The sequence below is a fragment of the Embleya sp. NBC_00888 genome (assembly GCF_045207655.1).
GTDB lineage: Bacteria > Actinomycetota > Actinomycetes > Streptomycetales > Streptomycetaceae > Embleya.
This window is the reverse complement of sequence record NZ_CP108784.1, coordinates 2,064,750-2,088,144: the sequence shown is the minus strand read 5'-3', so window position 1 is coordinate 2,088,144 and position 23,395 is coordinate 2,064,750. Positions and strand designations below refer to the sequence as shown.

The window sequence follows — 23,395 nt, the reverse complement described above, 5'->3', positions numbered from 1 at the left end:
CCGCCGCCCGGTCGACGGCCGGGCGGCGGCAGGCGAGCGGGCCCGCCCAGGGTGGACGGGTCACCCGGGCGGCGGCCTTGCGCGTGGGGAATATGGGCACCGTCCTTCGGATGGCCACCGTCGCGGTGGCTCCGGAGGAGGGGTGTGGGACGGTGACCCAGCGCGACGAGCCCGACCCGCGTCGGTGGCAGGCGCTCGCGGTCTGTCTGATCGCGGGGTTCATCACCCTGCTGGACGTGTCGATCGTCAATGTCGCGCTGCCGTCCATCCGCGAGGGCCTCGGCGCGAGCGAGAGCGAGATCCAGTGGGTGCTGTCCGGCTACGCGCTGACCTTCGGACTCGCCCTGGTACCGGCCGGGCGGATCGGCGACGCGCGCGGTCGCCGGATGATGTTCATGACCGGCCTGGCGCTGTTCACCGGCGCCAGCGCGCTGTGCGGCGCGGCGCAGACCTCGCAGTGGCTGGTCCTGGCCCGACTGCTCCAGGGCATCGCCGGCGGCATCCTCACACCGCAGGTGTCCGCGCTGATCCAGCAGATGTTCTCCGGCCGCGAACGCGGCCGCGCGTTCGGCATGTTCGGCACGGTGATCGGCATCTCCACGGCCGTCGGCCCGCTGCTCGGCGGCCTGATCATCAAGGTGTTCGGCGCCGAAGAGGGCTGGCGATGGGTGTTCTACGTCAACCTCCCGATCGGCATCCTCGCGTTCGCGTTGGCCTGGCGCCTGCTGCCGGGGCCCGACCACGCGCATCGGGCCTGTCTGCGCGAACTCGACCCGATCGGCGTGCTCCTGCTCGGTTCCGGCGTGGTGTCGCTGCTGTTGCCGCTGGTCGAGGAACGCCAGTGGAAGGGGCCGGCGAAGTGGCTGCTGGTGCCGGTCGCGGCGGCGTTCTTCGGTGTCTTCGTGCTGTGGGAGATCCGCCAGGGCCGACACGGTCGCAAGCCGGTGGTCGACCTGGCGCTGTTCAAGGTGCGCTCGTACACCCTGGGCCTGCTGGTGATGTTGTTCTACTTCGCCGGATTCACCTCGATCTTCTTCGTCTTCACCCTCTTCTTCCAGTCCGGGCTGGGCTACAGCGCACTGCTCGCGGGCGTGGCGATCACCCCGTTCGCGCTCGCCTCGGCGGTGGGCGCCTCGATCGGCGGACGCCTGGTGAACCGCTTCGGACACACGCTGGTGACCGGCGGCCTGGTGCTGGTCGCGGTCGGCCTGGGCGGCGCGATCCTGGCGGTGTACGAGGTGCCCGGACAGGCGGCCGGCTGGGCGCTGGTGGCGCCGCTGGTGTGTGCGGGGCTGGGCAGCGGAATGGTGATCTCGCCCAACCAGACGCTGACCCTGGCCGAGGTGCCGCCCGTGCAGGGCGGCGCGGCGGGCGGGGTGTTGCAGACCGGCCAGCGGATCGGCTCGGCGATGGGGATCGCGGCGGTCGGGGCGGTCTTCTTCTCCCAATTGGCGGCCGTGCACGGGCAGGACTGGGCCGGGCCGCTGCGCCACGGGCTGGTGGTCTCGGTCGGGTTCGTGCTCGCCGCGTTCGTGGTCGCGTTCCTGGATCTGCGCAAGGAACGCACTCCGGTGCCCGCCGAGGCGGGCCGAGGCGGCACGCGGGTGACCCGGTAGCGTCCGGGCATGACCTTCGACATCCACGCGGCACTGCCCTCCGCGCTCGCGGATCGGTCCGGAGCCTGGGAGTTCATCCGCGCGTTCGCCGCCGACCGGTCCCGGGCGATCGGCGCCTCGGACGGCTACGACCCGACGGAACTGGACGCGAGCGCCGCGCGACTGGGCGTCGCGCTGCCGACCGCGCTCCGGGAGCTGTACGAACTGGTGGGGCGGCGCCCGGACCTGACGAGCAATCACGATGTGCTGCTGCCGCCGGACAAGCTCTACATCGAGGACGGCGTGCTGGTGTTCCGCGAGGAGAACCAGGGCGTCGCGTGGTGGGGCATACGGCCGGACGGCGACGATCCCGCGGTGATCGCGAGCTACAGCCTGGCCGAGCCCGATCCGGAACGGTGGTCGGCCTGGCTGCCCCGGTTCTCGCTCGCGGCGATCGAGACGGTGCTCTCCGAAGTGCTGCTGTTCGACGACGAACTCGTCGAGGCGATCGAGTTCGCGCCCGAGGAGGTGGAGCAACTCCCGGAGGACCTCACCGAGTTGGCCTTTCCCGGATATCCCGAGTGCGAGGACCCCGGGAACCGGGTGCGCTGGTTCGCCGGCCCCGACCTGCTGGCCCGCTACGACGGCGGGATGATCCTGGTCCGCGCCCGCACGGAGGAGGACCTGGAGCGGTTCTTCGACGCGGTCTGCGGCGAAGAGGAGGACGAGGAGGGGGAAGAGGACGGTAGGGACGGCTGACCCGCCGTCACGACGTGCCGAGGCCCGGAGCACCCACGACGGGGCACCCCGGGCCCGGGCGACCGCAACGACCCGATCCCGACGGGATCAGGACTGCGCGACGAGATCAGGACTGACTGTCGCGGAACGGCTCCTTGGGCTTGCCCAGGTTCGGCTTGCCCAGCACGTCCTTGGACGACAGCGCGTAGATGCCGTGGTTGGTCAGCACCCACACCACGTTGCGGTCCCACTCGACGTAGACGCCGTGCGTCTGGTTGCCCATCGCCCACTCCGGGAAGGTGCCGTCCTCGGTCGGCCAGTCCTTGGTCTTGGTGCCGAACGCCTTCGGTACGAAGTACGCCTCGATCTCCGGCCGGGCCGGGTTCCCGACGTCGAAGACCTGGGCGCCCGCGTTGTAGAAGCCGTACACGAGTGTGCCGTCGTCGTGCCGGCCCGGGTTGGTGTAGTAGCCGGTGCGCTTGGGGCCGAAGCTGCCCCGACGCTGGCAGTAGTCGGTGATCCCGGCCGACCTCGGCGGCGTGGGCCGGGGCAGTTGGCCGACGATTCGGGGGTTGGCCACGTCCCGCGCGTCGATCTGGTGGATCGGCTTGTACGGCTCGTAGCAGTCCTCGGTCAGCGGGTACCCGGAGAGGTAGATCATCCCGGTCTTCTCGTACTGCGACACGTCGATGTTGTCGCCCTCGGTGCCCGCCACCGACGGCGGCAGGTCCACGTGGCCCACCTGACGCATCCGCGCCGGGTCCGAGATGTCGAGGATGGTCATGCCCAGACCGCCCTGCACCGCGAAGCCGTACCGGCCGCCCTGCTCGACCGGCTTGGGCACGAACAGCGACATCCGTGCGCCGAGCCAACTGGTCCGGTTGCCGCAGCGCGGGTTCTTCGCGTACGCGTCGTCCTCGCCGGTGACCTGGCCGGGCAGGTGCCAGGTGTCCAGGAGCTTCGGCCTGGTCGGGTCGGACATGTCGTAGGACTGGTAGCCCGCCGAGTGCAGGTTGGTCGGGTACTCGGTGTTGGCGAAGGTGTCGTTCGGCGCGACGGCGATGAACATGTACTTGCCGCCGTCCCAGTACGGCACGTCCAGTGAGCCGGAGCCCTGCTGGGCCCTGGCCGGGTCGCTGTTCAGCGGGTCCGGTTGGGTCGAGTCGGTGCTGACGGTCGAGATCAGCCGCCAATCGGCCTTCCGGGGCCCGTCCAGGCGATAGACCTTGAAGCCCTTGAGCCCGGGCTTGGTGCGCAACTTCTCGACACCGGCGGGGTTGCCGTACTTGTCGTGGCCCGGCTCGTCGGTCAACTCGCTGATCTGCCGCTTGTCCTCGAAGGACTGCACCATCACGTAGGCGTTCAGGCGCTTGTTCCACTGGATCGTGGACGCGCCCCAATAGTCGCCCGCCGCCCATGTGCCGTTGGCCTTGAGTTCGTCGCCGCCGACGTCCTCGCGGGTCATCCGCTCCACCACCGTGACGTGCTTGACGTCGGTGATGTCGTAGACGCGACCCTCGGAGCGGTCGTACTGGAACATGTACCGGCGCCCGCCGAAGTCGACGATGTTCTGCCAGGTGTGGAAGAAGTCCGGGGTGAAGTCGTAGCCCTCGTAGGCGGCTTCGACGTTCATGTTCTTCACGTACTGCCTGGCGTCGTACTCGGCGCGGCGGCCCGGGAACGGGTGCGGGTTCTCCTCGTCGAGCGGGGTCGACGCGGGCGCCAGGAACGAGCCGTCGAGCTGCATGCCGTAGGCGTTCGGGTCGGCCGGTTGCGGACGGCGCTCCTGGCACACGAACGGGATGTTGGGATCCTGCTTGCCGGCCGCGGCGTTCGCGGTGTGCGGCGAGGGACCGGCGGCGGCGTCGCGGTCGGGGCCGCCCGCGTAGCCGGCGGTGGTGACCGCGACCAGGGCGGCCACCGCGAGGGCGCCGGATCTGCGATATCTCCGGGATCTGCGGGATCTGTTGCCGGGGGCGGGCTTGCGGCGCATCTGACGAACCTTCCGACACGGGACAATGACGGGGAAGTGCGCTTGCGGTGGGACGGGGTGCCACCCGGGGACGGCGCCGAGGTCGCCGGCGGGTTCGGCCCGCTTTCCAGCCGGCGGCAGCCTCCGAACGCGCCGTGATGGCCGGCCGCACCGCTCCCCGTCACCTCTTCGCGGGCGAATGCCACATCCTGCGAAGCAACCCGACCCGGTGGCCCCGGAAGCTCCGGTGCCACCGCGTGTCGGTCGAGGAGCGCGGTGCCGACGGACCGGCACGCTCCGCGGCGCGGAACGAGTCGGCGTCGTGGCCGAACAACAACGGCGCGTCGTTACCCGACCCGATCGCCCGTATCCGGGCGAACGGCTCGTCAAGAAGCTGTCGCCACGTGCATGATGGCTGCGTTGGCGCATGTCCATCCAATGCCGATCCGGCGCCACAACATCACCAAACAGGTATGCGTCCCCGTCGGGTTCGCACCATCGGACCGGTACGGGAGCCTGCGTGGACCTGCTCGACGGACGCCTGAAGTTCCGGCATCTGACCCTGATCACGGCGATCGCCGAGCACGGGGGAGTCAGCCGGGCCGCCGAGGCACTGCACCTGACCCAGCCCGCCGCGACCCGCACCCTGCGCGAGTTGGAGACGATGGTCGACGTCCCGCTGTTCGAGCGGGGACCGCACGGGACGAGCCCCACGCTGTACGGCGACGCCCTGGTGGCACACGCGCGGGTGATCCTGGCCGAGGTGCGCCGGGCGGGCGACCACATCGCGAGCCTGCGCGAGGGGCAGACCGGTACGGTCACCGTCGGCACGCTGCTCGCGGGCACCAGCGTGCTGCTGCCGCGCGCGGTCTCCGCGCTCAAACGGGACCGGCCCGGGATCACCGTGATCGTCCGCGAGGCCACCTACGACGTGCTGTACCCGCAACTGCTCGCGGGCGAGATCGACGTGGTGATCGGTCGGCTCGGCCGGGCCGCGGACGCCGGTCGGGTACGGCAGAGCGCGCTGTATCGCGAGCCGATCCGGCTGGTGGTGCGGCAGGGCCACCCGCTTTTGGACAGCGCGCGCGCTCTCGCCGACACGATCGCGCATCCGTGGATCCTGCCGCTCGAACAAACCGCGCTGCGCAGCGAGTTGGCCCAGTTGTTCGTGCGCAGCGGGCTGCCGCTGCCGGCCGACCGGGTGGAGTGCACCTCGATCCTGACCATCCGGGCGCTGCTGCTGGCCACCGACATGATCGCCGCGCTGCCCGAACTCGTGGTCACCGGCGACGAGCGGCTCGCGGTGTTGCCGGTGCCGCTGGAATCGGTGCGCCGCACGGTGGGCACGACGCTGATCGCGGACCGCACGCCGACGCCGGCGGTGGACGCGTTCCTGGCCTGTATCGGTGAACAGGCCGCCGCGTTGCGGGCCGCGCTCGGCGACGAGACGGCGCTCGACCCGGACTGAGCACGCCCGGCCCGCACCTCTGCACGCCCTGTTCAAGCGGTTTCGCCCGGGAGCACCATGCCACCTCGACGACCGCGCGCATCGCGCACAGGGGCCCACCGTGTCGAACGACACCACCGCCACCTCGCCGGACACCATCGCGGTCGGGCCGGCGCAGGCGCTGTCGAGCGGGTCGCTGCCGGTCCACCGGGCGAGCGGCGCGGGAGCCGCGACGGGCACTGCCGCACCGGTCGAGGCGGCGGGCGTGTACCGGGCCACGAACCACGGCGTTTCGGTACGGGTCGGTCGATTCCCGGATATTCCCCGTCGCAACGGGTAGCCGGCACCCCGATCCGGATGCGACAGTGCCTGCAACGCGTCAAGGGTTTTCCAAACCCCGTGCCGGCCACCTACCGGATCGCGCCGCGCGTGTCCATGGTGCTCGACCCCCTCGCGGGGTATGCAGCCTCCCCCCACGATCGGGGGGCTTGTCGGATCGTCCCTCGGGCGGTTGATCAATAGCGTCGAGATGGCGCCAAGCCACCGCGCTCACCCGACCACCCTTCACCCAGAACCGGGACGCCCCATGACTTTGACCGCACCAATCCTGGATAATCCGGATATATCGCCGGAACGTCGGGGCAGTGACTTCGCGCCGCTGCTCGCCGAGCTGAAGGTGGCCGGCCTGCTGGAGCGGCGCACCGCCTGGTACGCCCGGATGATCGGCCTGAACCTGCTCCTGCTGCTCGGCTCCTGGGCCGCGGTGCTCTGGGTCGGCGACTCCTGGTGGCAGCTCGCCCTGGCGATCCCGGTCGCGCTGTTCACCACCCGGGCGTCCTTCGTCGGCCACGACGCCGGTCACCAGCAGATCGCCCGCAAGGCGCGCACCCACCGCGTGCTCTCGCTGCTGCACGGCAACCTGCTGATGGGGATGAGCTGCGGCTGGTGGAACGCCAAGCACAACAAGCACCACGCCAACCCGAACCACCTGGAGAAGGACCCGGACGTCTCGGTCGGCGTGCTGGTCTGGGACGCCGACCAGACCGCCGGCCGCACCGGCCTGATGGGCTGGCTGACCCGGCACCAGGCCCGGCTGTTCTTCCCGCTGCTGCTGCTCGAAGGGCTCAACCTCAAGGTCAACGGCCTGATGGCGCTCAAGGAGCGCACCCCGCGCGAGCGCCTGGTCGAGGGCTCGGTCCTGGCCGTGCACTACGCCCTGTACTTCTCCGTACTGCTGATCGCGATGTCGCCGGTGAAGGCGCTGGTCTTCGTGTTCGTCACGCACGCGCTGCTCGGTTTGCACCTGGGCATGGCGTTCGCGCCCAACCACAAGGGCATGCCGACGCCCGGGCCGGGCGTGAAGTGGGACCACCTGCGGCGCCAGGTGCTGACCTCGCGCAACGTCACGGGCGGACCGGTCACCGACTGGATGCTCGGCGGCCTGAACTACCAGATCGAGCACCACCTGGTGCCGAACATGCCGCGCGTCAACCTGCGCCGGGCGCAGCCGATCGTACGCGCGCACTGCGACCGGCTCGGGGTGCCATACCTGGAGACGAGCCTGGTGCGGTCCTATCGGCAGGCGCTGGGTCACATGCACGGCGTGGGCGCGTCGCTGCGCGCCGAGCACGCCGGGTAGGCCGGGCCGCGGCGGGATGCCGCGGGGAGAAGGCCGGTGGCAAGGTGCGCGGAAACGGTGCACGGAAACGGTGCGCGGAAACGATTGATGTGTTGTACATCTATCCCTAGGGTGGGGCCGACCATCCCCTTCCCCACCCAGGAGCGCGTCCCGTGGCCGGTCCCGCCCCCACTCCGCAGGACCCACGGCAACGCTTCCTGGTACCGGTCCTGGGCGCGTGCGGCATCGTCGCCGCGCTCATGCAGACCGTGGTGGTACCGCTGCTCCCGGATCTGCCCGCGCTGACCGGCAGTTCGGCGTCGACGGTCAGCTGGACGCTGACCGCGACCCTGCTCAGCGGTGCGGTGTGCACGCCGCTGCTGGGCCGGGCCGGGGACATGTTCGGCAAGAAGCGCATGCTCGTCGTGGCGATGAGCGTGCTCTCGATCGGCTCGCTGATGTGCGCGCTCACCTCCGACATCGGCGTCCTGATCGTCGGCCGCACCCTCCAGGGCATGGCCACCGCGGTCGTGCCGCTGGGGATCAGCATCCTGCGCGACGAACTGCCGCCGGCCAAGGTGGGCGGCGGCGTGGCGATGATGAGCTCGACGCTGGGCATCGGCGCGGCCGTCGGGCTTCCGCTGGCCGGTCTGGTGGTCGACCACGCCGACTGGCACGCGATGTTCTGGGGGGCCACCGCGCTGGCCCTGCTGGTCCTGGTGTCGATCGTGCTGGTGGTGCGCGAGTCGCCGGTGCGCAACCCCGGCCGATTCGACGTGATCGGCTCGCTCGGCCTGGCCGCGTTCCTGGTCTGCCTGCTGCTCGCGGTGTCCAAGGGCACCGCGTGGGGCTGGACGAGCACCCGCACGCTGGGCCTGCTCGGCGCGGCCGTGCTGATCCTGCTCGCGTGGGGCGCGCACCAGTGGCGGGCGAGCACCCCGCTGGTGGACCTGCGGGTGACCGCGCGGCCGGCCGTACTGCTGCCCAACATCGCCGCGCTGTTCATCGGCTTCTCGTTCTACGCCAACAGCCTGTCCACCGCCCAACTCGTGCAGACGCCCAAGGACAGCGGCTACGGGCTGGGCGTGTCGGTCGCGGTCGGCAGCCTGTGTCTGCTGCCCGGCGGGGTGATGATGGTCGCGCTCTCGCCGATCTCCACCCGGCTCACCGCCACCCGAGGGCCCCGGTTCTGCCTCGGCGTCGGCGCCATCCTGCTCGGCCTGGGCTACGTGGTGCGGATCTTCACCAGCCACGAGTTGTGGACCATCATCCTCGGCGCGACCGTGGTCGCCTCCGGCACCGCGATGTGCTATTCGGCGCTGCCGATGCTGGTCATCCGGGCCATCCCCGCCGCGCAGACGGCCGCCGCCAACGGCATCAACGCGCTGATGCGCACCATCGGCCAGGCCGTGTGCAGCGCGGTGGTGGCCGCGGTGCTCACGTCGTACACGATCGACGTCGGCGGCCTCGTGCTGCCCGCCCTGCACGCCTACATGGTCGTCTTCGTGATCGCCGGCGTGGTGGCCTGCTGCGCGCTCGTCGCGTGCCTGTGCATCCCCGAGCCCACCGGCCCGACGGCCGCGGCCATCCCGCCGCAGCCGTCGAACTCCGCCCGGGAGAGCGAGCCCCGGGCGACCGCCTCTAGCCCAGACCCAACCGGTCGAACATGATCAGCCCGTCCTCGAAGACGGTCAGGTCGACCACCTTCGCGTCCTTCGCCTGGATCGCCGCGGTGAACGCCTGCTCGTAGGCGAACATCGGTACGTCCTTGGCTAGTTCCTGCTGGACCAGCGCGTACGCGGCGCGCCGGGTCGGCACGTCGGTGACCGCCCGGGCCCGATCCAGCGCCTGGTCCACCGCCGGGTTCTTCCACTGCATGTGGTTGTCCTGGCCCTTGGAGTGCAGGAAGTTGTACAACACCGGCTCCGGGTCGTCGAAGGACAACACGAACTCACCCGCGTCGAACTGCCGCTGGATCTGCACCTTCTGCAGGTATTGGGTGCCCTCCAGGAACTCGGTCTTCATGGAGATGTTCTTCATCTCGGCGAGTTGCGCCAGCCAGTACTCGGCGGTCACGTGCGAGCCGGGACTGTTGTACGTGCTGTAGGTGAAGGACAGCGGCTTGCCCTCGGCCGCGAGCGCGTCCAGCAGCCGCTGCGCCTCGGCCCGGTTGTTCGCCGGCATCGGCGCGTCCGGCGCGGCGAAGTCCGAACCCGGGCGCAGGAACGTGCTCAGCGGCTTCCCGGCGTTGTCGGTGACCACCTTCGCGCGCTGGGTCGGATCCATGATCAGCGCGAACGCGCGGCGTGCGCGGGGATCGTCGAACGGCGGCCGACTGGTGTTGAACAGCGTCATGAACCCGCCGCTCTTGGCCTCGGTCAGCACCGGCAGGCCCGCCTTGCGGGCGTCCCCCATCAGCTTGGCCTGGGCCGTGGTCAGCACCTGGGCCTGGTTGGCGCTCAACATGGCCAGCCGCTGCGTCTGGTCGACCACCGGCTTGAGGGTCAACTCCTTCAGCGGCGGCCGTCCGCCCACCTGCCAGTACTTGGGATTGCGCTCCAGGACCATCTGCTGGTCGCGCACCCAGTTCTTGAGGCGGTACGGCCCGGCGCCCACCGGCTTGGCGCCGAAGCCCTTCGGGTCGGCCTTGATCGCGGTGGGCGAGCCGATGAACGCGAGGTTGTGTGCGATCACCTTGTCGAAGTGCGCGTTCGGCGCCGGCAGCGTGACCTTGAGGGTCCGGCTGTCGGTGACGGATATGCCGAGCCCGGCGACCACGCGCGCCTGCATCGACTTGTTCGCCGGATCGGCGTGCCGCTCCCAGTTGAACCGGACCGCCTCGGCGTCCAGCGCGGTGCCGTCGGAGAACCTCAGATCCGGCCGCAGGCGCAGCGTCCAGACCCGGCCGTCCTCCGCCGCGGTCGCGCTCTCGGCGAGCTGGGGTTGGGCCCGCCCGGTCTTGGGATCGATCCACAGCAGTACGTCGAACACGGCCGCGGCCTGGGTCCCACCGGTGATCTGGGACAGGCTCGCCACGGTCGGGTCCAGGCTGCGCGCCTCCTGGGTGACCAGGACGGTCATCGCGCCACGCGACGAGCCGCCGGTGCCCGATGATTGCGAGCCGCATGCGGCGGTGGTCAGGGTCAGTCCGGTCAACGCGGCGAACAGGGCCGCCTGCCGGGGGAGCACGGATCGCACGGTGGTCGCTCCTCGCACGGGCCCATCCCGGGTCGGGCGGACCCTGGGTCTCCATGGGTGCTGCGTCTCGACGAGCAATGGGGATCAACCTAGGGTCACTTCTGACTCACCGTCAACAACCGTTCCATGCAGAGTGATCGCCCCGGGGTGGTGGGTGATCGACGCGGAGCCTGCGGGCCGGTCGGGTGATTCATGCGATTTCCGTGGTAAATCGGGCATAGGACGCTGTGTTTGTCGGCCCTCGACGGACACGGCGTCCAAGCCCGAGACCCCCGAACGCAACGCACGCCAGGAGACCGCATGACGACCGCCGCACTGTCGCCGGAACTGCTCGCCGAGCTGCGCCGCCCGCGCGCGTACCCCGCGGTGTCCTTGACGCTGCCCACGCACCGGCACCGCCCGGAGAACCAGCAGGACCACATTCGGCTGCGGAACGTGCTGGCCGAGGCGGAGAAGCGGCTCTCGGCGGATCCGGAGGTCGGTCGGGAGGCGCGGATCAAGACCGTGGACCGGCTCAAGGCCGCGGCGGCCGAACTGGATCCCGAGCACTTCCTGGACGGCCTGGTGCTGTACGCGTCGGCCGAGGAGCACTACGCGTTCACCGTGGAGGCGCCGGTGAGCGAGCGCGTGATCCTGGCGACCACCTACCTCACCCGCAACCTGGTGTCCGCGGCCGAGCGGCTCACCCCGTACTGGGCGCTGGTGCTCAGCGAGCACGAGGTGCGGCTGTGGCACGGCCGGGGCGACGGGGTGCACGAGATCCGCGACGGCGGCTTCCCGGTCACCTCGGGCGGCCCCGAGCGGGACGGACCGCCCACTCGCGAAGGCGGCGGCATGGGGGTGAGCGAGGACTTCCGGCGGCTGTTGAACGAGGCCGACGAGCAGTTGGCGCGCGCGCTGGCCGGGCGCCCGGGCAAGGTCGTCGTGGTCGGTTTGCGGCCGCAGGTCAAGGCGTTCCGTGAGGGCACCCGCCACGCCGCGCACCTGGCCGGGACCGAGTTGGAGGTCGGCGGCGTCGTGGAGGCCACTCCCGCGCAATTCGCCGAGATCCTCGCGCCGGCACGGGTCGCGCTGGCGGCCGAGGCGACCGCGGCGGCGCTGCGCGGGCTGGACGACGCGCGCAGCGCCAAGCGGTACGCCGGTGGCATCCAGGAGACGTGGGCGCCGGCTCGGGCCGGCCGCGGCGCGCTGCTCGTGGTCGAGGAGGGGCTGCGGGTGACCGGGCGCCTGGTCACCGTCGACAGCACCGGGGAGATCGCGCTCCAAGTGCTGACCGGACCGCACGCCGAGGACGCGGTACTGGCCGGCCGGGCCGAGGACGACATCGTGGACACCGTGGTCGAGGCGGTGTTGGAGGCGGACGGCGAAGTGGTCTTCGTACCCGACGACACGCTGAAGGAGGCCGGCGGCATCGCGCTGGCGCTGCGTTACTGAGTCGCGCCGGCGGGTGGACGACCGGCGGGCCCGGGGCACGCCGCGGGTCCGGAACGCGACGAGTGCGGCGGCACCCCGTGGGGGCGCCGCCGCACTCGTGTGACACGTGTCATGGTGACGGTGGGTCGGCGATCAGTGCAGATCGCGTTCCAGCGCTTCGAGGTCGTCCTCGTACGCGGTGCTGGTCTCGAATCGGTAGATGATGCTGCGCGGATCCGCGTCGTCGAACGGTGCGTCCAGCCACTCGCCCGGCTCGGTCGGCTCGATCGCCGACACCCACAGGGTGGAATCGCCCGGTTCGAGGCCGAGTTCCTCGGCGCGCTGGGCGATCTCGTCCGGGTCGTAGACGTCGAACAACACCGCGACCGCGCTCGACGCGCTGTCCGTGCCGGTGTCGCGCGGGGACGTCGGCGGTTCGGCGTCGCCGGCCTCCGCGTCGGCCCGGCGGGCGTGGTCGACGAGCGTGATCAGATCCTTGATCACATAGTCCCGGCGGATCAGCACGGTGACCGCCTCCGGGTTGGTCGGACCCTCGTACTCGGCTTCCTCGCTGCTGCCGGGCACCTCGAACGGGGTGACCTCGTCATAGGCGTCGTACAACAGCTCGTCGTACGCCTCGGCGGCGGCGGCGAGCGCGTCGTACGCGGCGAACACGGCCGGGTCGCTCTCGCCCTGACGGGCTTCGACGGCGGCCAAATGGTCGTCGATCGCCGATTTGAGAACGTCCGCGGCGGCACGGACCTGCTCTGGCGTGGGCTGTGCGACACCGGTCATGGGCTGACGTTATCCGCAAGAGCCCCACGCGCGCACAATGGTTCACTGATGGCGGAGTCGGAGAGTCACCAAAAGGCCGGTCACCGCGCCTCGGCGCGGCCGCCGGGGAATGGAAACATGGCGGACTACGAGTTTCGGCAACTGGACATTCCGCGCGGCACGTCCCGCACCGACGCGTGCCGGATCCTGACCGAGCATGCGGAGTACGGGTATTGGGAGCTGGATCGGTTGCTCCTGCGCGGCGACGGGAGTCGCCGGGTGGTGCTGCGGCGCCGAATCATCCGGCAGATGCGCACCATGTGACGGATCGTCACAGAAAAAGAGGACTGCCCGCCCCTGTCCTCCCAGGGGCGAGCGGTCCTCGGGTCGTGCGTCGCGTACGTCGTGCTCAGTCCTGCGCGGGGCGCGAACGGCGGTAGAGCACGAAGCCGCCGAGCAGCAGCGCGGCGCCGATCGGGGCCACCACCAGTGCGTCCGAACCGGTCTGCGCGAGCGAGCCGGCGGTGTTCGTGGAACCGCCGGTGCCGCCGCCGCTGGTGCCCGTGGTGTCGCCACCGGTCGTACCGCCCGTGACCCCACCCGTCGTGCCACCGCTGGTGCCACCGGTGGTCGGCGGCTTCGTCGTCGGCGGCTTGGTGGTCGGCGGCTTGGTCGTCGGCGGCTTGGTGGTCGGCGGCTTCGTGGTCGGGGGCTTGGTGGTGGGCGGCTTCGTGGTCGGGGGCTTCGTCGTCGGCGGGTGCGTGGTGGGCGGCTGGTGCGACCCGTTGACGCAGTTGTTGCCGAACGCCGGGTTCAGCGCGCCGACCACGTTCACCGTGTTCCCGCACACATTCACCGGGACGTGGATCGGGACCTGGATGTTGTTGCCCGACGCCACGCCGGGTGAGCCGGCCGCCGCACCTTGGGCTCCACTGCTGGCGCCGGCCACGCCGACCGCCGCGGACGCGAGTGCGCCCGTGGTGGCGACGACGACCAACAACCCCTTCTTGGCGAGCTGGTGCATGTAGGTACCCCTGTGTCTCTCTCGCGAGGGGCGGGGGATGTTGACCCCGCACGGACGTCAACGAGAGCCGACACAGGAGGTCACCGGGGTTGGGTCGATTCGCTCGTACGGCTGAGTTTCGGGATTCTCCGGAACCGGATTCCGATCGTTTTTGATCGCTTTATTCCCAGGCGGGCGCTTGGTCGACCGATGGCGACCGCGCTCCGGAGCACGGGAACACCGGTGCGAAGCACCGTCGCGGGGCCGCCGGCGGTCGCCGCGCGGCGTCGTGGGGAGCGCCGGGATCGGCCCGGGTGACCCCGGCGAGGACCTGAGTGGTCCGGCGCGGTGCCCGGAACCGGTCGTACCCGCACCGACCACACAGCGGGACGGCCCCGAGACCGCGTGGGTCTCGGGGCCGTCCGCACGCCAACGAGCGTGTGGGCCTGGATCAGGCGTTGATGCAGGTGTTGCCGAACGCGGGGTTCAGCACACCGATGATGTCGACGGTGTTGCCGCACAGGTTGATCGGGATGTGGATCGGAACCTGGACGTTGTTGCCCGACAGCACACCGGGGGAGCCGACGGCCGCACCCTCCGCCTCGGAGTTCGCCATGGCGCCACTGGCGCCGGCGAGCACAAGACCACCGCCGGCCGCGACGATGAACGCGACCTTGCCCATCTTCTTCATAATTCTTCCGTCCTCCTTGTCGACACCACGACGCGCTTGCGCGCCGCACAAGGGGAAACGACGGGATCGGGCACAGGCTACGCGCGGGCCGAGGTATTCACTCGATCGGGCCCGAACCCGGTGAATGCCCGGGCTCCGGGCCCGACCGGCGTGCGGCCGGGGTGCCGGGAGCCGTCCCGGACCCGACCGCGCGCCGTTCGCTCACGCGTTGTCGAGGAAGTGATCCAGCACCCGCACGCCGAACTTGAGCCCGTCCACCGGGACCCGCTCGTCGACGCCGTGGAACATGCCCGCGAAGTCGAGGTCGGCCGGCAGCTTCAGCGGCGCGAACCCGAAGCAGCGGATGTCCAGATCGGCGAAGGACTTGGCGTCGGTGCCGCCGGACAGGCAGTACGGCACCGCGCGCGCGGCCGGGTCGTGCGCGCGCAGCGCGGCCGACATCGCCTCGACGAGCGCGCCGTCGAATCCGGTCTCCAGGGCCTGGTCGGTGTGCACCGTCTCGCGGCGCACCCGGGGGCCCAGCACCGCGTCCAACTCGGCGTGGAACTCCTCCTCGAAGCCCGGCAGGAACCGGCCGTCCAGGTGCGCGGTGGCCTGCCCGGGGATGACGTTGACCTTGTATCCCGCGTTCAGCATGGTCGGCTGCGCGGTGTTGCGGATGGTCGCGCCGATGATGCTCGCGATCGGGCCCAGCCGCTCGATGGTGGACTCGATGTCGTCCGGGTCGAGTTCGATGCCCAGCGCGTCCGAGATCTCGTCCAGGAACGCGCGCACGGTCTTGGTGACCCGGATCGGGAACTTGTGGCGACCCACTCGGGCGACGGCCTCGGCCAGTTCGGTGATCGCGTTGTCCTTGGCGATCATCGAACCGTGGCCGGCGGTGCCGTCCACGATCAGCCGCATCCAGTCCATGCCCTTCTGGGCGGTCTCGACCAGGTACAGGCGCAGATCGTCGTTGACCGTGAAGGAGAAGCCGCCCACCTCGCCGATGCCCTCGGTGACCCCCTCGAACAGGTCGGCGTGGTTGTTCACCAGGTGCCGCGCGCCGAACACGCCACCGGCCTCCTCGTCGGCCACGAACGCGAGCACGATGTCGCGCGAGGGCAGCCGGCCGGTGCGGACCCGGTCGCGCAGCACCGCGAGCACCATCGCGTCCATGTCCTTCATGTCGACCGCGCCGCGGCCCCACACGCAGCCGTCCTCGACCTCGCCCGCGAACGGGTCGTAGGTCCAGTCCGCGGCGTTGGCGGGCACCACGTCGAGGTGACCGTGGATCAGCAGCCCCGGCCGGGACCGGTCGGTGCCCTCGATCCGCACGACGGTGCTGGCCCGGCCGCGCTCGGATTCGTAGATCTTCGGTTCGAGGCCGACCTCGGCGAGCTTCTCGGCGACGTACTCCGCGGCGGCGCGTTCTCCCGGACCCGAGCCGTCACCGTAGTTGCTCGTGTCGATCCGAATCAGATCGCGGCACAGGTCGACGACCTCGTTCTCCGCGGTGGTGGTGGGCTGGGGACGGACAGCCTCCGTCATGACGGGCTCCTCGGGAAAGGCGGAACGGCACGTGTGTACGGGTGTACCACCATCCTGCACCCGTACGCGGGGTCGGCATGGACCCGGGCGGTGTTCTGACGACCAGTCAGTTGAACGGGACGGCCGAGCGGGTCGCGCACGGGGCGGCGACAGGGCGGCGAAGGAGCCGCGACGGGCCGTCGACCAGGCGGCGAAGGAGCCGCGGTAGGGGCGGCGGCGAGGACCTCCGCGGAACGTAGGGAGATGCCTCTGACCGGGTGGATCGAGCCGCTGCTACCTTCCGGATCAGGATGAACAAGCAGACCAAAACGGCGAGTCGGACCATCGGGAGGGACGTCACATGAACGGCACCGCGTGGGGCCTGACCGGTCCCGAATTCCTCAAGCTCTACGGCGGGATCCTGGCCGGCCTGTTCGTCCTGGCGATCGTGCTGCGGATCGTGATGGCGTGGGCGGCCCGCGGCCAGGCGAGCCGGGCGCCGCTGGGCGCGTACGACGCCGCCTACCTCGCGGGCGGGTCGATGCGGGTCGCCGACACCGCGCTGGCGTCGCTGATCACCGAGGGATACGCACACGTACAGCGCGCCGGCAAGGTCACCGTCGCCACCGGATCACGGCCGGCCGAGCCGGTCGCGGCGGCCGTGATGGACTGCCTGCGCACCACCCGGGGCACCCGATTCGCGCTGCTGCGGGCTTGGTCGCGCAGCAGCATGATGGCGCAGATCGAGGGCAGCCTGGTCGAGCGCGGGCTCGTGCACTCCCCGCTGGCCCGTCGGATCGGCAAGATGCCGGCTCGGCTGATGCTGGTGCTCGCGCTGGTCGGCATCGCCCGCTTCGTCAACGGCCTGGCGCACAGCAGGCCGGTCGTATTCCTGGTCCCGCTGTTGGTGCTCACCTTCGTCCTCGCGGGCCTGACGAGCGCTCCCTTGCGAGCCACCGGGGCGGGCCGCAGGGCACTGCGCGAGTTGACCACGCAGTTGCGGGCGGACCGGCGCTCCGGTGCCCTGCTCGGCTCCGGCGCGTTGGTGGGTCTGTTCGCGGTCGCCTGCCTGGGCATGGCCGCGCACCCGGACCCGGAGGCCCGGACCGCGCTGGTGGCCTACGGCGGCAGCAGCGGTGGCGGCGGTGGCGGCGACGGCGGCGGCGGTAGTAGCTGTGGCGGCGGCAGCAGTTGCGGTGGTGGCGGGGGTTGTGGCGGCGGCGGGGGCTGCGGGGGCTGACCTCCCCGCGGGGAGTGGGACCGGGTGTGGGGCGTGGCGAGCGGATCGGCCTTCGGGCCGATCCGCTTTCGCGTTATGCCGTTTCGCGTCGTCTTACCCAGTTTTGTTCGCGCTTCGCGTCGTCCCGCTTCGTCTTGTTGTCTCGTCCCGCCTTCGTGTTGTCCCGTCACACACGGACGGCAGGCGCATACGTGGTTCCCACCGACGATCGGGAAGAGCCGCGCCCGAAAAGGAGTTCTACGTTTCGCCGTTCCTCCCCGGTGCGGGCAACCACCCACCGTGCTGCCCGAGTCGGGCGGAATCAGGCGCCGACGGTCACGCTGCACCATCCGGGTGCGCGGCCGTTTGTGGCTCGGGTGCGAGGGGAGCGGCGCCCATACACGGTGCGACCCCTGCTCGGTCCAACCCCGCGTCACCCGGTGGCGCCGCACCTCGGCGCGGCTCGGAACCGCCGGTTGCCCGGGCCGTGGCCGCGCGGCGCGCCCGTGGTGCGATACAGGACTGGAGGGAGTCTGCGTTGAGTGTGATCGAGGTTGCCCCGACTCGGATCGACCCGGTGCGTTGGCCCGATGTGGCCCAGGTGCCGAGGCGGCCGGTGCGTGCGGCGGCCGCCCGGTTCCTGTTCGAGCGGGCGGTGGCGCGGTTGCCGCTGCGGGTGTGGATCGACGGCGCGGTGTTCGGGAACGGGGGAGCGGCGGCGCCCCGGATGCGGATCGTGCGACCGGACGCGTTCTTCCATCGGGTCGGCGCGGGCGCGCTGATCGGCTTCGGCGAGGCGTATCAGGCGGGCGACTGGGAGGCGGACGACCTGACCGCGGTGTTGACCGTGTTCGCGTCCCGGGTGGGCACGCTGATCCCGCCCGCGCTCCAGCGACTTCGCCCGGTGGTGGTCCCCCGGCAGCCCCGCTCGCAGCGCAACACCGTCTCGGGCGCGAAGCGCAACATCCATCGGCACTACGACCTGTCGAACGAGCTGTTCGCGACCTTCCTGGACGAGACGATGGCCTATTCGTCGGCGGTGTTCGAGCAGGGCGCGGACGGCGGGCCCAGGGCCGGGGAGGACGCGCTGACCGCGGCCCAGCACCGCAAGATCGACCTCCTGCTCGACCTGGCGAACGTGGGCCGGGGCACCCGGGTCCTGGAAATCGGCACCGGCTGGGGCGGGTTGGCCCTGCGCGCGGCCGAACGCGGCGCGTACGTGCACACCGTCACGATCTCGGCCGAGCAGCGCGACCTGGTGACCGAGCGGATCGCCCGGGCCGGCCTCGCGGACCGGGTCGAGGTGGAACTGTGCGACTACCGCCGGGTGGACGGCAGTTACGACGCGATCGTCAGCGTGGAGATGATCGAGGCGGTGGGGGAGGAGTACTGGCCGACCTACTTCGGCGTGCTGGAGCGACGGCTCGCCCCGGGCGGACGGGTCGCGCTCCAGTCGATCACGATGCCGCACGACCGGATGGTGGCGAGCCGTGACACGTACACCTGGATCCACAAGTACATCTTCCCCGGCGGTCTGATCCCCTCCGACGACGCGGTCCGCAGGGCGACTTCGGCCACCCGGCTGCGGGTCGCCGACAGCAGGTCGTACGGCCCGCACTACGCCGAGACGTTGCGGCTGTGGCGCGAGCGCTTCAACCGGCGCGCGGACGAGGTCGACGCGTTGGGCTTCGACCGCGTGTTCCGGCGCATGTGGAACCTGTATCTGTCCTGGTCCGAGGCCGGTTTCCGGTCCGGGTACCTGGACGTGCGGCAATACCTGCTGATGGAGGCGTGAACGCCTGTCGTCCGCCACAGTCCGTCACATCGGTCATCCGCGTGCGTCGTCCGTCGTCGACGGCGTGACCGGGCCCGATCGGGCGCCGGTCCGACCCCGGCTCACGCCCGGCCGCCCCGGACTCCCTCGGGTACCCCTCACCCACTCCTCGGAATGTGAGGGCTTCCCCTGAAGTGCCGGGACCGGCCCGCGTGATCTGCTGGGGTCGTGGACGAGGAGCCGTTCCGGTCGGCCGTCGCGGGGGTGTGGCCGGCCGGAGCGGTACCTGTTCGACGTCCGCCGCGAGGAGCCGGGGTCACCCGACTCGCCGCACCCGAAGGCCCCGACCGGGCACTGCCGGTCGGGGCCTTCGTGGTGCTCGGGGCTTCGGTCGTGTGGTGGTCGGGCCGGGCGTGACCGGCCCGGGACGGCGATGGGCGACCGTGGCGGTGTTCGGCCGGGGTGTGGCGTCGGGTCGAGCGTCGGGGTCCGGCGCTCGCGGCGCCCTCGGGCGGGTGGCCCGAGGGTCAGAGGGCCACGCCGAGGATCGCGTCCAGGGCGCGAGCGGCCACGCCCGGAGCGGACATGTCGTCGCCGCCCTCGGCGAGTTGCCGGGCCGCCCACGCGTCCATCGCGGCCAGCGCGCCGGGAGCGTCCAGGTCGTCGGCCATGCGTTCGCGGATGCCGGCGAGCAGTTCGGTGGTGTCCGGCCCGTCCGGCCGGCCGACCGCCGCGCGCCACATGGCGAGCCGGGTGGTGGCGTCCGCCAGGACCTCGTCGGTCCACTCCCAGTCGCTGCGGTAGTGGTGGGCCAGCAGGACCAGGCGGATCGCCATCGGGTCCACACCCTCGCGGCGCAGCTTGGAGACGAACACCAGGTTGCCGCGCGACTTGGACATCTTCTCGCCGTCGAGCGCGACCATGCCGGCGTGTACGTAGGCCTTCGCGTACGGCACCTCGCCGGTGACCACGTGAGCGTGCGACGCGCCCATCTCGTGATGCGGGAAGACCAGGTCGCTGCCACCCCCCTGCACGTCGAAGCCCATGCCGAGGTACTTGAGCGCGATCGCCACACACTCGATGTGCCAACCGGGCCGGCCCGCGCCGAACGACGCGTCCCAGGACGGCTCGCCGGGCCGGGCCGCGCGCCACAGCAGCGGGTCGAGCGGGTCCTTCTTGCCGGTCCGCTCCGGGTCGCCGCCGCGCTCGCCGAAGATCTCCAGCATCCGGGCGGCGGTGTAGCCGGAAACTCCGCCGAAGCGTTGGTCGGACACGATCGAGAAGTAGATGTCGCCGTCCACCGAGTAGGCCGCGTCCTTCGCGATCAGATCCTCGATCAGCGGCACGATCAGCGGGATCGCCTCGACCACGCCGATGTAGTTGGCGGGCGGGAGCACCCGCAGCGACGTCATGTCCTCACGGAACAGCGCGGTCTCGCGCTGCGCCAGCTCGACCCAGTCGATCCCGTCCCGCTCGGCCCGCTCCAGGAGCGGGTCGTCGACGTCGGTGACGTTCTGCACGTAGTCGACATCGAGGCCGGCGTCCCGCCAGACGCGCTGGAGCAGGTCGAACGCGACATAGGTCGCGGCATGCCCCATGTGGGTCGCGTCGTACGGGGTGATGCCGCACACGTACAGCCGCGCGACCGGTCCCGGGGTGATCGTCACATGATCGCGCACGGAGCTGTCGTACACGCGCAGGGACGCACCCTGACCAGGGAGAACGGGGAGCTCGGGTGCAGGCCAGGCATACATACGTATGAGACTAACGTCCGCAGGGGTGGAAGATCTTCCAGGGTTGGCGGACCAATTTTCCGCGTCTTCGCCCAACGCCCCGGTCGGGGTCCGCGTCGTCGTCCGACGCTCGGGTCGAGGACGCCGTCTCGTCGTCCCCTCCGACTTCGTCGTCCCCTCGGACGTCTTCGCCGAACCGGCATCCGAACCGGCATCCGAGCCGCGCCCGAGCCGGGGGCCGAGCCCGAGGCCGGCCGCGGTCGGATCGGCGATCACGCTAGATCGGCGGCCACGGGATCACATGCCGGCGACCATCCGGCTTCGGAAGCCGGTCGTCGGCGAGCAGAACTCTCACCCGTTCGCGGGTCGCGGTCACCTCGTCCGGCGTAATCAACTCACCCAGGCGGGCACCGAGCGGACCCGCCAACTCAGCCGACAGCGACGTCAGCGCGGCGTGCGCGTCGGCCGCCAGTGGTTCGCCGGCCCAGCCCCACAGCAGCGTGCGCAGCTTGTCCTCGACGTGGAAGCAGATGCCGTGGTCGATCCCGTACACGTGCCCGTCGGGGCCGGGCAGCAGGTGGCCGCCCTTGCGGTCGGCGTTGTTGATCACCGCGTCGAAGACGGCGATCCGGCGCAGTGCGTCGGCGGCGGCGTGCACGAGCAGCGCGGGCTGCTCCTTGCCGTGTTCGTCCGGGACGACCACGTGCGCGATCGGCTTCCAGGCCGGGCCCGGGTCCGCCGCGGGCAGGATCGCCACCGGTTCCGGCTCGTCGTCGGCCGGCTTGTGGTCGATCCACATCTGACACATGCCCGTGCCGTACGGACCCTCGCGCAACACGGTGGTCGGCACGATGTTCCAGCCGAGCGCCTCGGACACCTCGTACGCGGCCATCTCGCGCCCCGCCAACGTGCCGTCGGGGAAGTCCCACAGTGGCCGCTCGCCCGCGACCGGCTTCCACACGCAGGGCAGCGACACCCCGTCGAGCGTGGCCACGCAGTACAGCGTCGCGTTGGAGGCGTCCTCCAGGCGCGCCTGCACCGTCAACTCGCCCCGGCGCAACAGCTCCGGGACGGCGGCGGCGTCGAGGACCGTGGTCAACGCCGGTACCCGTTGGCGCGCGGGCAGATGTGGCCCTCGGGATCCATCGGCAGCCCGCAGAACGGGCACGACGGGCGGCCCGCCGCGACCACGAGCAGCGCGCGCTTGGCGAACGCCCGGGCCTGACCGCCGGTGAGCCGGACCCGCAGCAACGGCGGGCCGTCCTCGTCGTCGTCATCGCCGAGCAGGGTGTCCTCGGGGGCGTCGTCGTCGGGGACCTGGGCCTGCGCCTCGACCACGAGACGCTCGTCGTCGGCATCCCACGCGAGCGCCATCGTGCCGACCCGGAATTCCTCCAGGATCGGCGGCAACAGCGGTCCGGAGTCCTCGAGTTCGGTCGGCGTCACGGCCGGTACGGCGGTCTCGCCGCCGGTGCGGCGAACCAGCTCGTCGAGCAATTCGTCGACGCGTTCGGCCAGTACGGACACCTGGGTCTTCTCCAGGGCGACGCTGGTCACGCGGCCGGCGGCGGAGGCCTGAAGGAAGAAGGTTCGCTGGCCGGGCTCACCTACGGTGCCGGCGACGAACCGCTCCGGGGGGTCGTACAGGAAGACCTGGCGGGGCACGAGCTGCTCCGTGTTTCTGTCGAGAGCGGGACGGGGTGGGTGGCGGTCTCGGGGCTGGTCTGTCTCGGAAGTCGGCTGTCGATGGGACGAGCGGTGAACTGGTGTGGTGCGGGCTGGTGTCCTACACGGTCGTATCCGTTTATCGGGCCTATCCGGGTCCCGCACGGTAATATCCGCCGGATCCGAAGTGGTATTCCCGGATGATCCTGCCCGTTTCCACGGGTTCGATCTTGCCCGGGTGATCCCGCCCCGGCGGAATCGCTCCGGGTCGGCGAGGGCGCGCGGGGGGAGTGCGCCCTCCCAAGCACCCTACGGCGCGCCGGCTCCGCCGCCCACCACCGCGTCACCCGACGCGGGCGCGTGCCGACCGTCGGGCGCCGACAGCAGCCCGGCCACCGAGCCGCCGGTGTCGTTGAGCCGGCCGACGCTCGGTCGATGTGCGCCGTACGTGATCACCGTGAGCGAGCACGGGTCGACCTGGATGCGCTGGAACAGGTCCAGGTGCATCCCGAGCGCGTCCGCGACCAGGGCCTTGATCACGTCGCCGTGCGAGCAGACCAGGTACATCGCGTCCGCCCCGTGCTCGGCGGCGATCCGCTCGTTCCACTCCCGGACCGCGTCCACGGCCCGGGCCTGCGTGGTGCGCAGGGCCTCGCCGCCCGGGCCGGGGAAGGTGACCGCGCTCGGATGCATCTGCACGGTCTTCCACAGCGGTTCCTCGGCGAGCTTCTTCAGCTCCCGCCCGGTCCAGTCGCCGTACCGACACTCGCCGACCCGCTCGTCCACCTGCGCACCGGCGTCCAACGCGAACTTGGTGCCGGCCCGGGCCGACAACACCGCCTCGGACGTCTGCCGACACCGCTCCAACGGACTGGTCACCACCGCCGCGAGCGGCACCTCGGCAATCCGTTGCCCCAGCGCCGCGGCCTGTTCCTCGCCCCGATCGTCCAGGAACACCCCCGGCGTCCAACCGGCCAACACCCCAGAGGAGTTCGCCGTGGTCCGCCCGTGCCGAACAAAGAGCACCGTCGTCATACCCCCAACCC

At 71.1% G+C, this 23,395-nt stretch carries 20 protein-coding genes; 10 read left to right on the top strand and 10 right to left on the bottom strand.

Features of this window, described 5'->3' with window-relative positions:
- The first annotated feature begins 110 nt into the window (after window positions 1-110).
- Both OG948_RS08180 and OG948_RS08175 read left to right on the top strand, forming a co-directional pair.
- Entirely contained in the window at window positions 111-1,616 is a 1,506-nt protein-coding gene (locus OG948_RS08180; protein WP_406295043.1) for an MFS transporter, read from the top strand.
- Between the two features lie 9 nt (window positions 1,617-1,625).
- Window positions 1,626-2,354: an SMI1/KNR4 family protein gene (locus OG948_RS08175; RefSeq protein WP_406295042.1), complete on the top strand. Its 729-nt coding sequence runs from the start codon at window positions 1,626-1,628 to the stop codon at window positions 2,352-2,354.
- Window positions 2,355-2,460: 106 nt separating this feature from the next.
- Here OG948_RS08175 and OG948_RS08170 read toward each other — a convergent pair whose 3' ends face one another.
- A complete protein-coding gene (locus tag OG948_RS08170; RefSeq protein WP_406295040.1) occupies window positions 2,461-4,326 on the bottom strand; it encodes a hypothetical protein in 1,866 nt (621 codons plus the stop codon).
- 499 nt (window positions 4,327-4,825) lie between these two features.
- Here OG948_RS08170 and OG948_RS08165 point away from each other — a divergent pair, with 499 nt between their 5' ends.
- From OG948_RS08165 to OG948_RS08150, 4 genes are all read left to right on the top strand, one after another.
- Entirely contained in the window at window positions 4,826-5,773 is a 948-nt protein-coding gene (locus tag OG948_RS08165) for a LysR substrate-binding domain-containing protein (protein ID WP_406295039.1), read from the top strand.
- A 100-nt stretch (window positions 5,774-5,873) separates the two neighbouring features.
- Window positions 5,874-6,092, top strand: coding sequence for a hypothetical protein (locus OG948_RS08160; protein ID WP_406295037.1), 219 nt, complete (start codon window positions 5,874-5,876; stop codon window positions 6,090-6,092).
- A gap of 246 nt (window positions 6,093-6,338) precedes the next feature.
- Window positions 6,339-7,391, top strand: coding sequence for a fatty acid desaturase family protein (locus tag OG948_RS08155; protein WP_406295035.1), 1,053 nt, complete (start codon window positions 6,339-6,341; stop codon window positions 7,389-7,391).
- Between the two features lie 152 nt (window positions 7,392-7,543).
- Window positions 7,544-9,040, top strand: a complete 1,497-nt coding sequence (locus OG948_RS08150; protein ID WP_406295033.1) for an MFS transporter — start codon at window positions 7,544-7,546, stop codon at window positions 9,038-9,040.
- On the opposite strand, the gene OG948_RS08145 is transcribed toward OG948_RS08150, so the two are convergent.
- Window positions 9,012-10,568 carry an ABC transporter substrate-binding protein gene (locus OG948_RS08145; protein WP_406295031.1) on the bottom strand — a complete coding sequence of 519 codons (1,557 nt, stop codon included), beginning with the start codon at window positions 10,566-10,568 and terminating at the stop codon, window positions 9,012-9,014. The genes OG948_RS08150 and OG948_RS08145 overlap by 29 nt on opposite strands.
- 300 nt (window positions 10,569-10,868) lie before the next feature.
- On the opposite strand from OG948_RS08145, the gene OG948_RS08140 reads away from it, so the two are divergent.
- On the top strand, window positions 10,869-12,002 hold the full coding sequence (locus OG948_RS08140; RefSeq protein ID WP_406295029.1) for a chemotaxis protein: 1,134 nt from the start codon (window positions 10,869-10,871) through the stop codon (window positions 12,000-12,002).
- Between the two features lie 132 nt (window positions 12,003-12,134).
- Here OG948_RS08140 and OG948_RS08135 read toward each other — a convergent pair whose 3' ends face one another.
- The gene (locus tag OG948_RS08135) at window positions 12,135-12,776 is read right to left on the bottom strand and encodes a hypothetical protein (protein ID WP_406295027.1); all 642 of its coding nucleotides are present in this window, start codon (window positions 12,774-12,776) and stop codon (window positions 12,135-12,137) included.
- A 117-nt stretch (window positions 12,777-12,893) separates the two neighbouring features.
- Between OG948_RS08135 and OG948_RS08130 the strand changes: the two genes are divergently transcribed.
- On the top strand, window positions 12,894-13,079 hold the full coding sequence (locus OG948_RS08130) for a DUF5703 family protein (RefSeq protein WP_406295026.1): 186 nt from the start codon (window positions 12,894-12,896) through the stop codon (window positions 13,077-13,079).
- Between the two features lie 85 nt (window positions 13,080-13,164).
- Here OG948_RS08130 and OG948_RS08125 read toward each other — a convergent pair whose 3' ends face one another.
- The 3 genes from OG948_RS08125 to OG948_RS08115 all read right to left on the bottom strand — a co-directional run bounded on the left by OG948_RS08125 (window position 13,165) and on the right by OG948_RS08115 (window position 15,979).
- Window positions 13,165-13,779 (bottom strand): chaplin, encoded by a 615-nt coding sequence (locus OG948_RS08125; RefSeq protein ID WP_406295024.1) that lies wholly within the window; start codon window positions 13,777-13,779, stop codon window positions 13,165-13,167.
- A gap of 430 nt (window positions 13,780-14,209) precedes the next feature.
- Window positions 14,210-14,449, bottom strand: coding sequence for a chaplin (locus OG948_RS08120; protein WP_406295023.1), 240 nt, complete (start codon window positions 14,447-14,449; stop codon window positions 14,210-14,212).
- Window positions 14,450-14,650: 201 nt separating this feature from the next.
- Window positions 14,651-15,979: a M20/M25/M40 family metallo-hydrolase gene (locus OG948_RS08115; RefSeq protein WP_406295022.1), complete on the bottom strand. Its 1,329-nt coding sequence runs from the start codon at window positions 15,977-15,979 to the stop codon at window positions 14,651-14,653.
- 340 nt (window positions 15,980-16,319) lie between these two features.
- On the opposite strand from OG948_RS08115, the gene OG948_RS08110 reads away from it, so the two are divergent.
- Window positions 16,320-17,198 carry a TIGR04222 domain-containing membrane protein gene (locus OG948_RS08110; RefSeq protein ID WP_406295020.1) on the top strand — a complete coding sequence of 293 codons (879 nt, stop codon included), beginning with the start codon at window positions 16,320-16,322 and terminating at the stop codon, window positions 17,196-17,198.
- A gap of 517 nt (window positions 17,199-17,715) precedes the next feature.
- Complete coding sequence (locus tag OG948_RS08105) at window positions 17,716-18,972, top strand: class I SAM-dependent methyltransferase (RefSeq protein ID WP_406295019.1); 1,257 nt, start codon at window positions 17,716-17,718, stop codon at window positions 18,970-18,972.
- 506 nt (window positions 18,973-19,478) lie between these two features.
- Here OG948_RS08105 and mshC read toward each other — a convergent pair.
- From mshC to OG948_RS08085, 4 genes are all read right to left on the bottom strand, one after another.
- Window positions 19,479-20,705 carry a cysteine--1-D-myo-inosityl 2-amino-2-deoxy-alpha-D-glucopyranoside ligase gene (mshC, locus tag OG948_RS08100; protein WP_406295018.1) on the bottom strand — a complete coding sequence of 409 codons (1,227 nt, stop codon included), beginning with the start codon at window positions 20,703-20,705 and terminating at the stop codon, window positions 19,479-19,481.
- Window positions 20,706-20,961: 256 nt separating this feature from the next.
- Window positions 20,962-21,783, bottom strand: a complete 822-nt coding sequence (locus OG948_RS08095) for an SCO1664 family protein (protein WP_406295017.1) — start codon at window positions 21,781-21,783, stop codon at window positions 20,962-20,964.
- Window positions 21,780-22,349, bottom strand: a complete 570-nt coding sequence (locus tag OG948_RS08090; protein ID WP_395863494.1) for a DUF3090 domain-containing protein — start codon at window positions 22,347-22,349, stop codon at window positions 21,780-21,782. Before OG948_RS08090 ends, OG948_RS08095 begins: the two co-directional genes overlap by 4 nt.
- A 309-nt stretch (window positions 22,350-22,658) precedes the next feature.
- Window positions 22,659-23,384, bottom strand: a complete 726-nt coding sequence (locus tag OG948_RS08085) for a histidine phosphatase family protein (protein ID WP_406295015.1) — start codon at window positions 23,382-23,384, stop codon at window positions 22,659-22,661.
- Between the last annotated feature and the right edge of the window lie 11 nt (window positions 23,385-23,395).

Bases quoted from the DNA above. Each gene is read 5' to 3' on its own strand.
- OG948_RS08180 (WP_406295043.1), top strand. From the start codon at position 111: ATGGCCACCGTCGCGGTGGCTCCGGAGGAGGGGTGTGGGACGGTGACC.
- OG948_RS08175 (WP_406295042.1), top strand. From the start codon at position 1,626: ATGACCTTCGACATCCACGCGGCACTGCCCTCCGCGCTCGCGGATCGG.
- OG948_RS08170 (WP_406295040.1), bottom strand. From the start codon at position 4,326: ATGCGCCGCAAGCCCGCCCCCGGCAACAGATCCCGCAGATCCCGGAGA.
- OG948_RS08155 (WP_406295035.1), top strand. From the start codon at position 6,339: ATGACTTTGACCGCACCAATCCTGGATAATCCGGATATATCGCCGGAA.
- OG948_RS08140 (WP_406295029.1), top strand. From the start codon at position 10,869: ATGACGACCGCCGCACTGTCGCCGGAACTGCTCGCCGAGCTGCGCCGC.
- OG948_RS08135 (WP_406295027.1), bottom strand. From the start codon at position 12,776: ATGACCGGTGTCGCACAGCCCACGCCAGAGCAGGTCCGTGCCGCCGCG.
- OG948_RS08130 (WP_406295026.1), top strand. From the start codon at position 12,894: ATGGCGGACTACGAGTTTCGGCAACTGGACATTCCGCGCGGCACGTCC.
- OG948_RS08125 (WP_406295024.1), bottom strand. From the start codon at position 13,779: ATGCACCAGCTCGCCAAGAAGGGGTTGTTGGTCGTCGTCGCCACCACG.
- OG948_RS08120 (WP_406295023.1), bottom strand. From the start codon at position 14,449: ATGAAGAAGATGGGCAAGGTCGCGTTCATCGTCGCGGCCGGCGGTGGT.
- OG948_RS08115 (WP_406295022.1), bottom strand. From the start codon at position 15,979: ATGACGGAGGCTGTCCGTCCCCAGCCCACCACCACCGCGGAGAACGAG.
- OG948_RS08110 (WP_406295020.1), top strand. From the start codon at position 16,320: ATGAACGGCACCGCGTGGGGCCTGACCGGTCCCGAATTCCTCAAGCTC.
- mshC (WP_406295018.1), bottom strand. From the start codon at position 20,705: ATGTATGCCTGGCCTGCACCCGAGCTCCCCGTTCTCCCTGGTCAGGGT.
- OG948_RS08085 (WP_406295015.1), bottom strand. From the start codon at position 23,384: ATGACGACGGTGCTCTTTGTTCGGCACGGGCGGACCACGGCGAACTCC.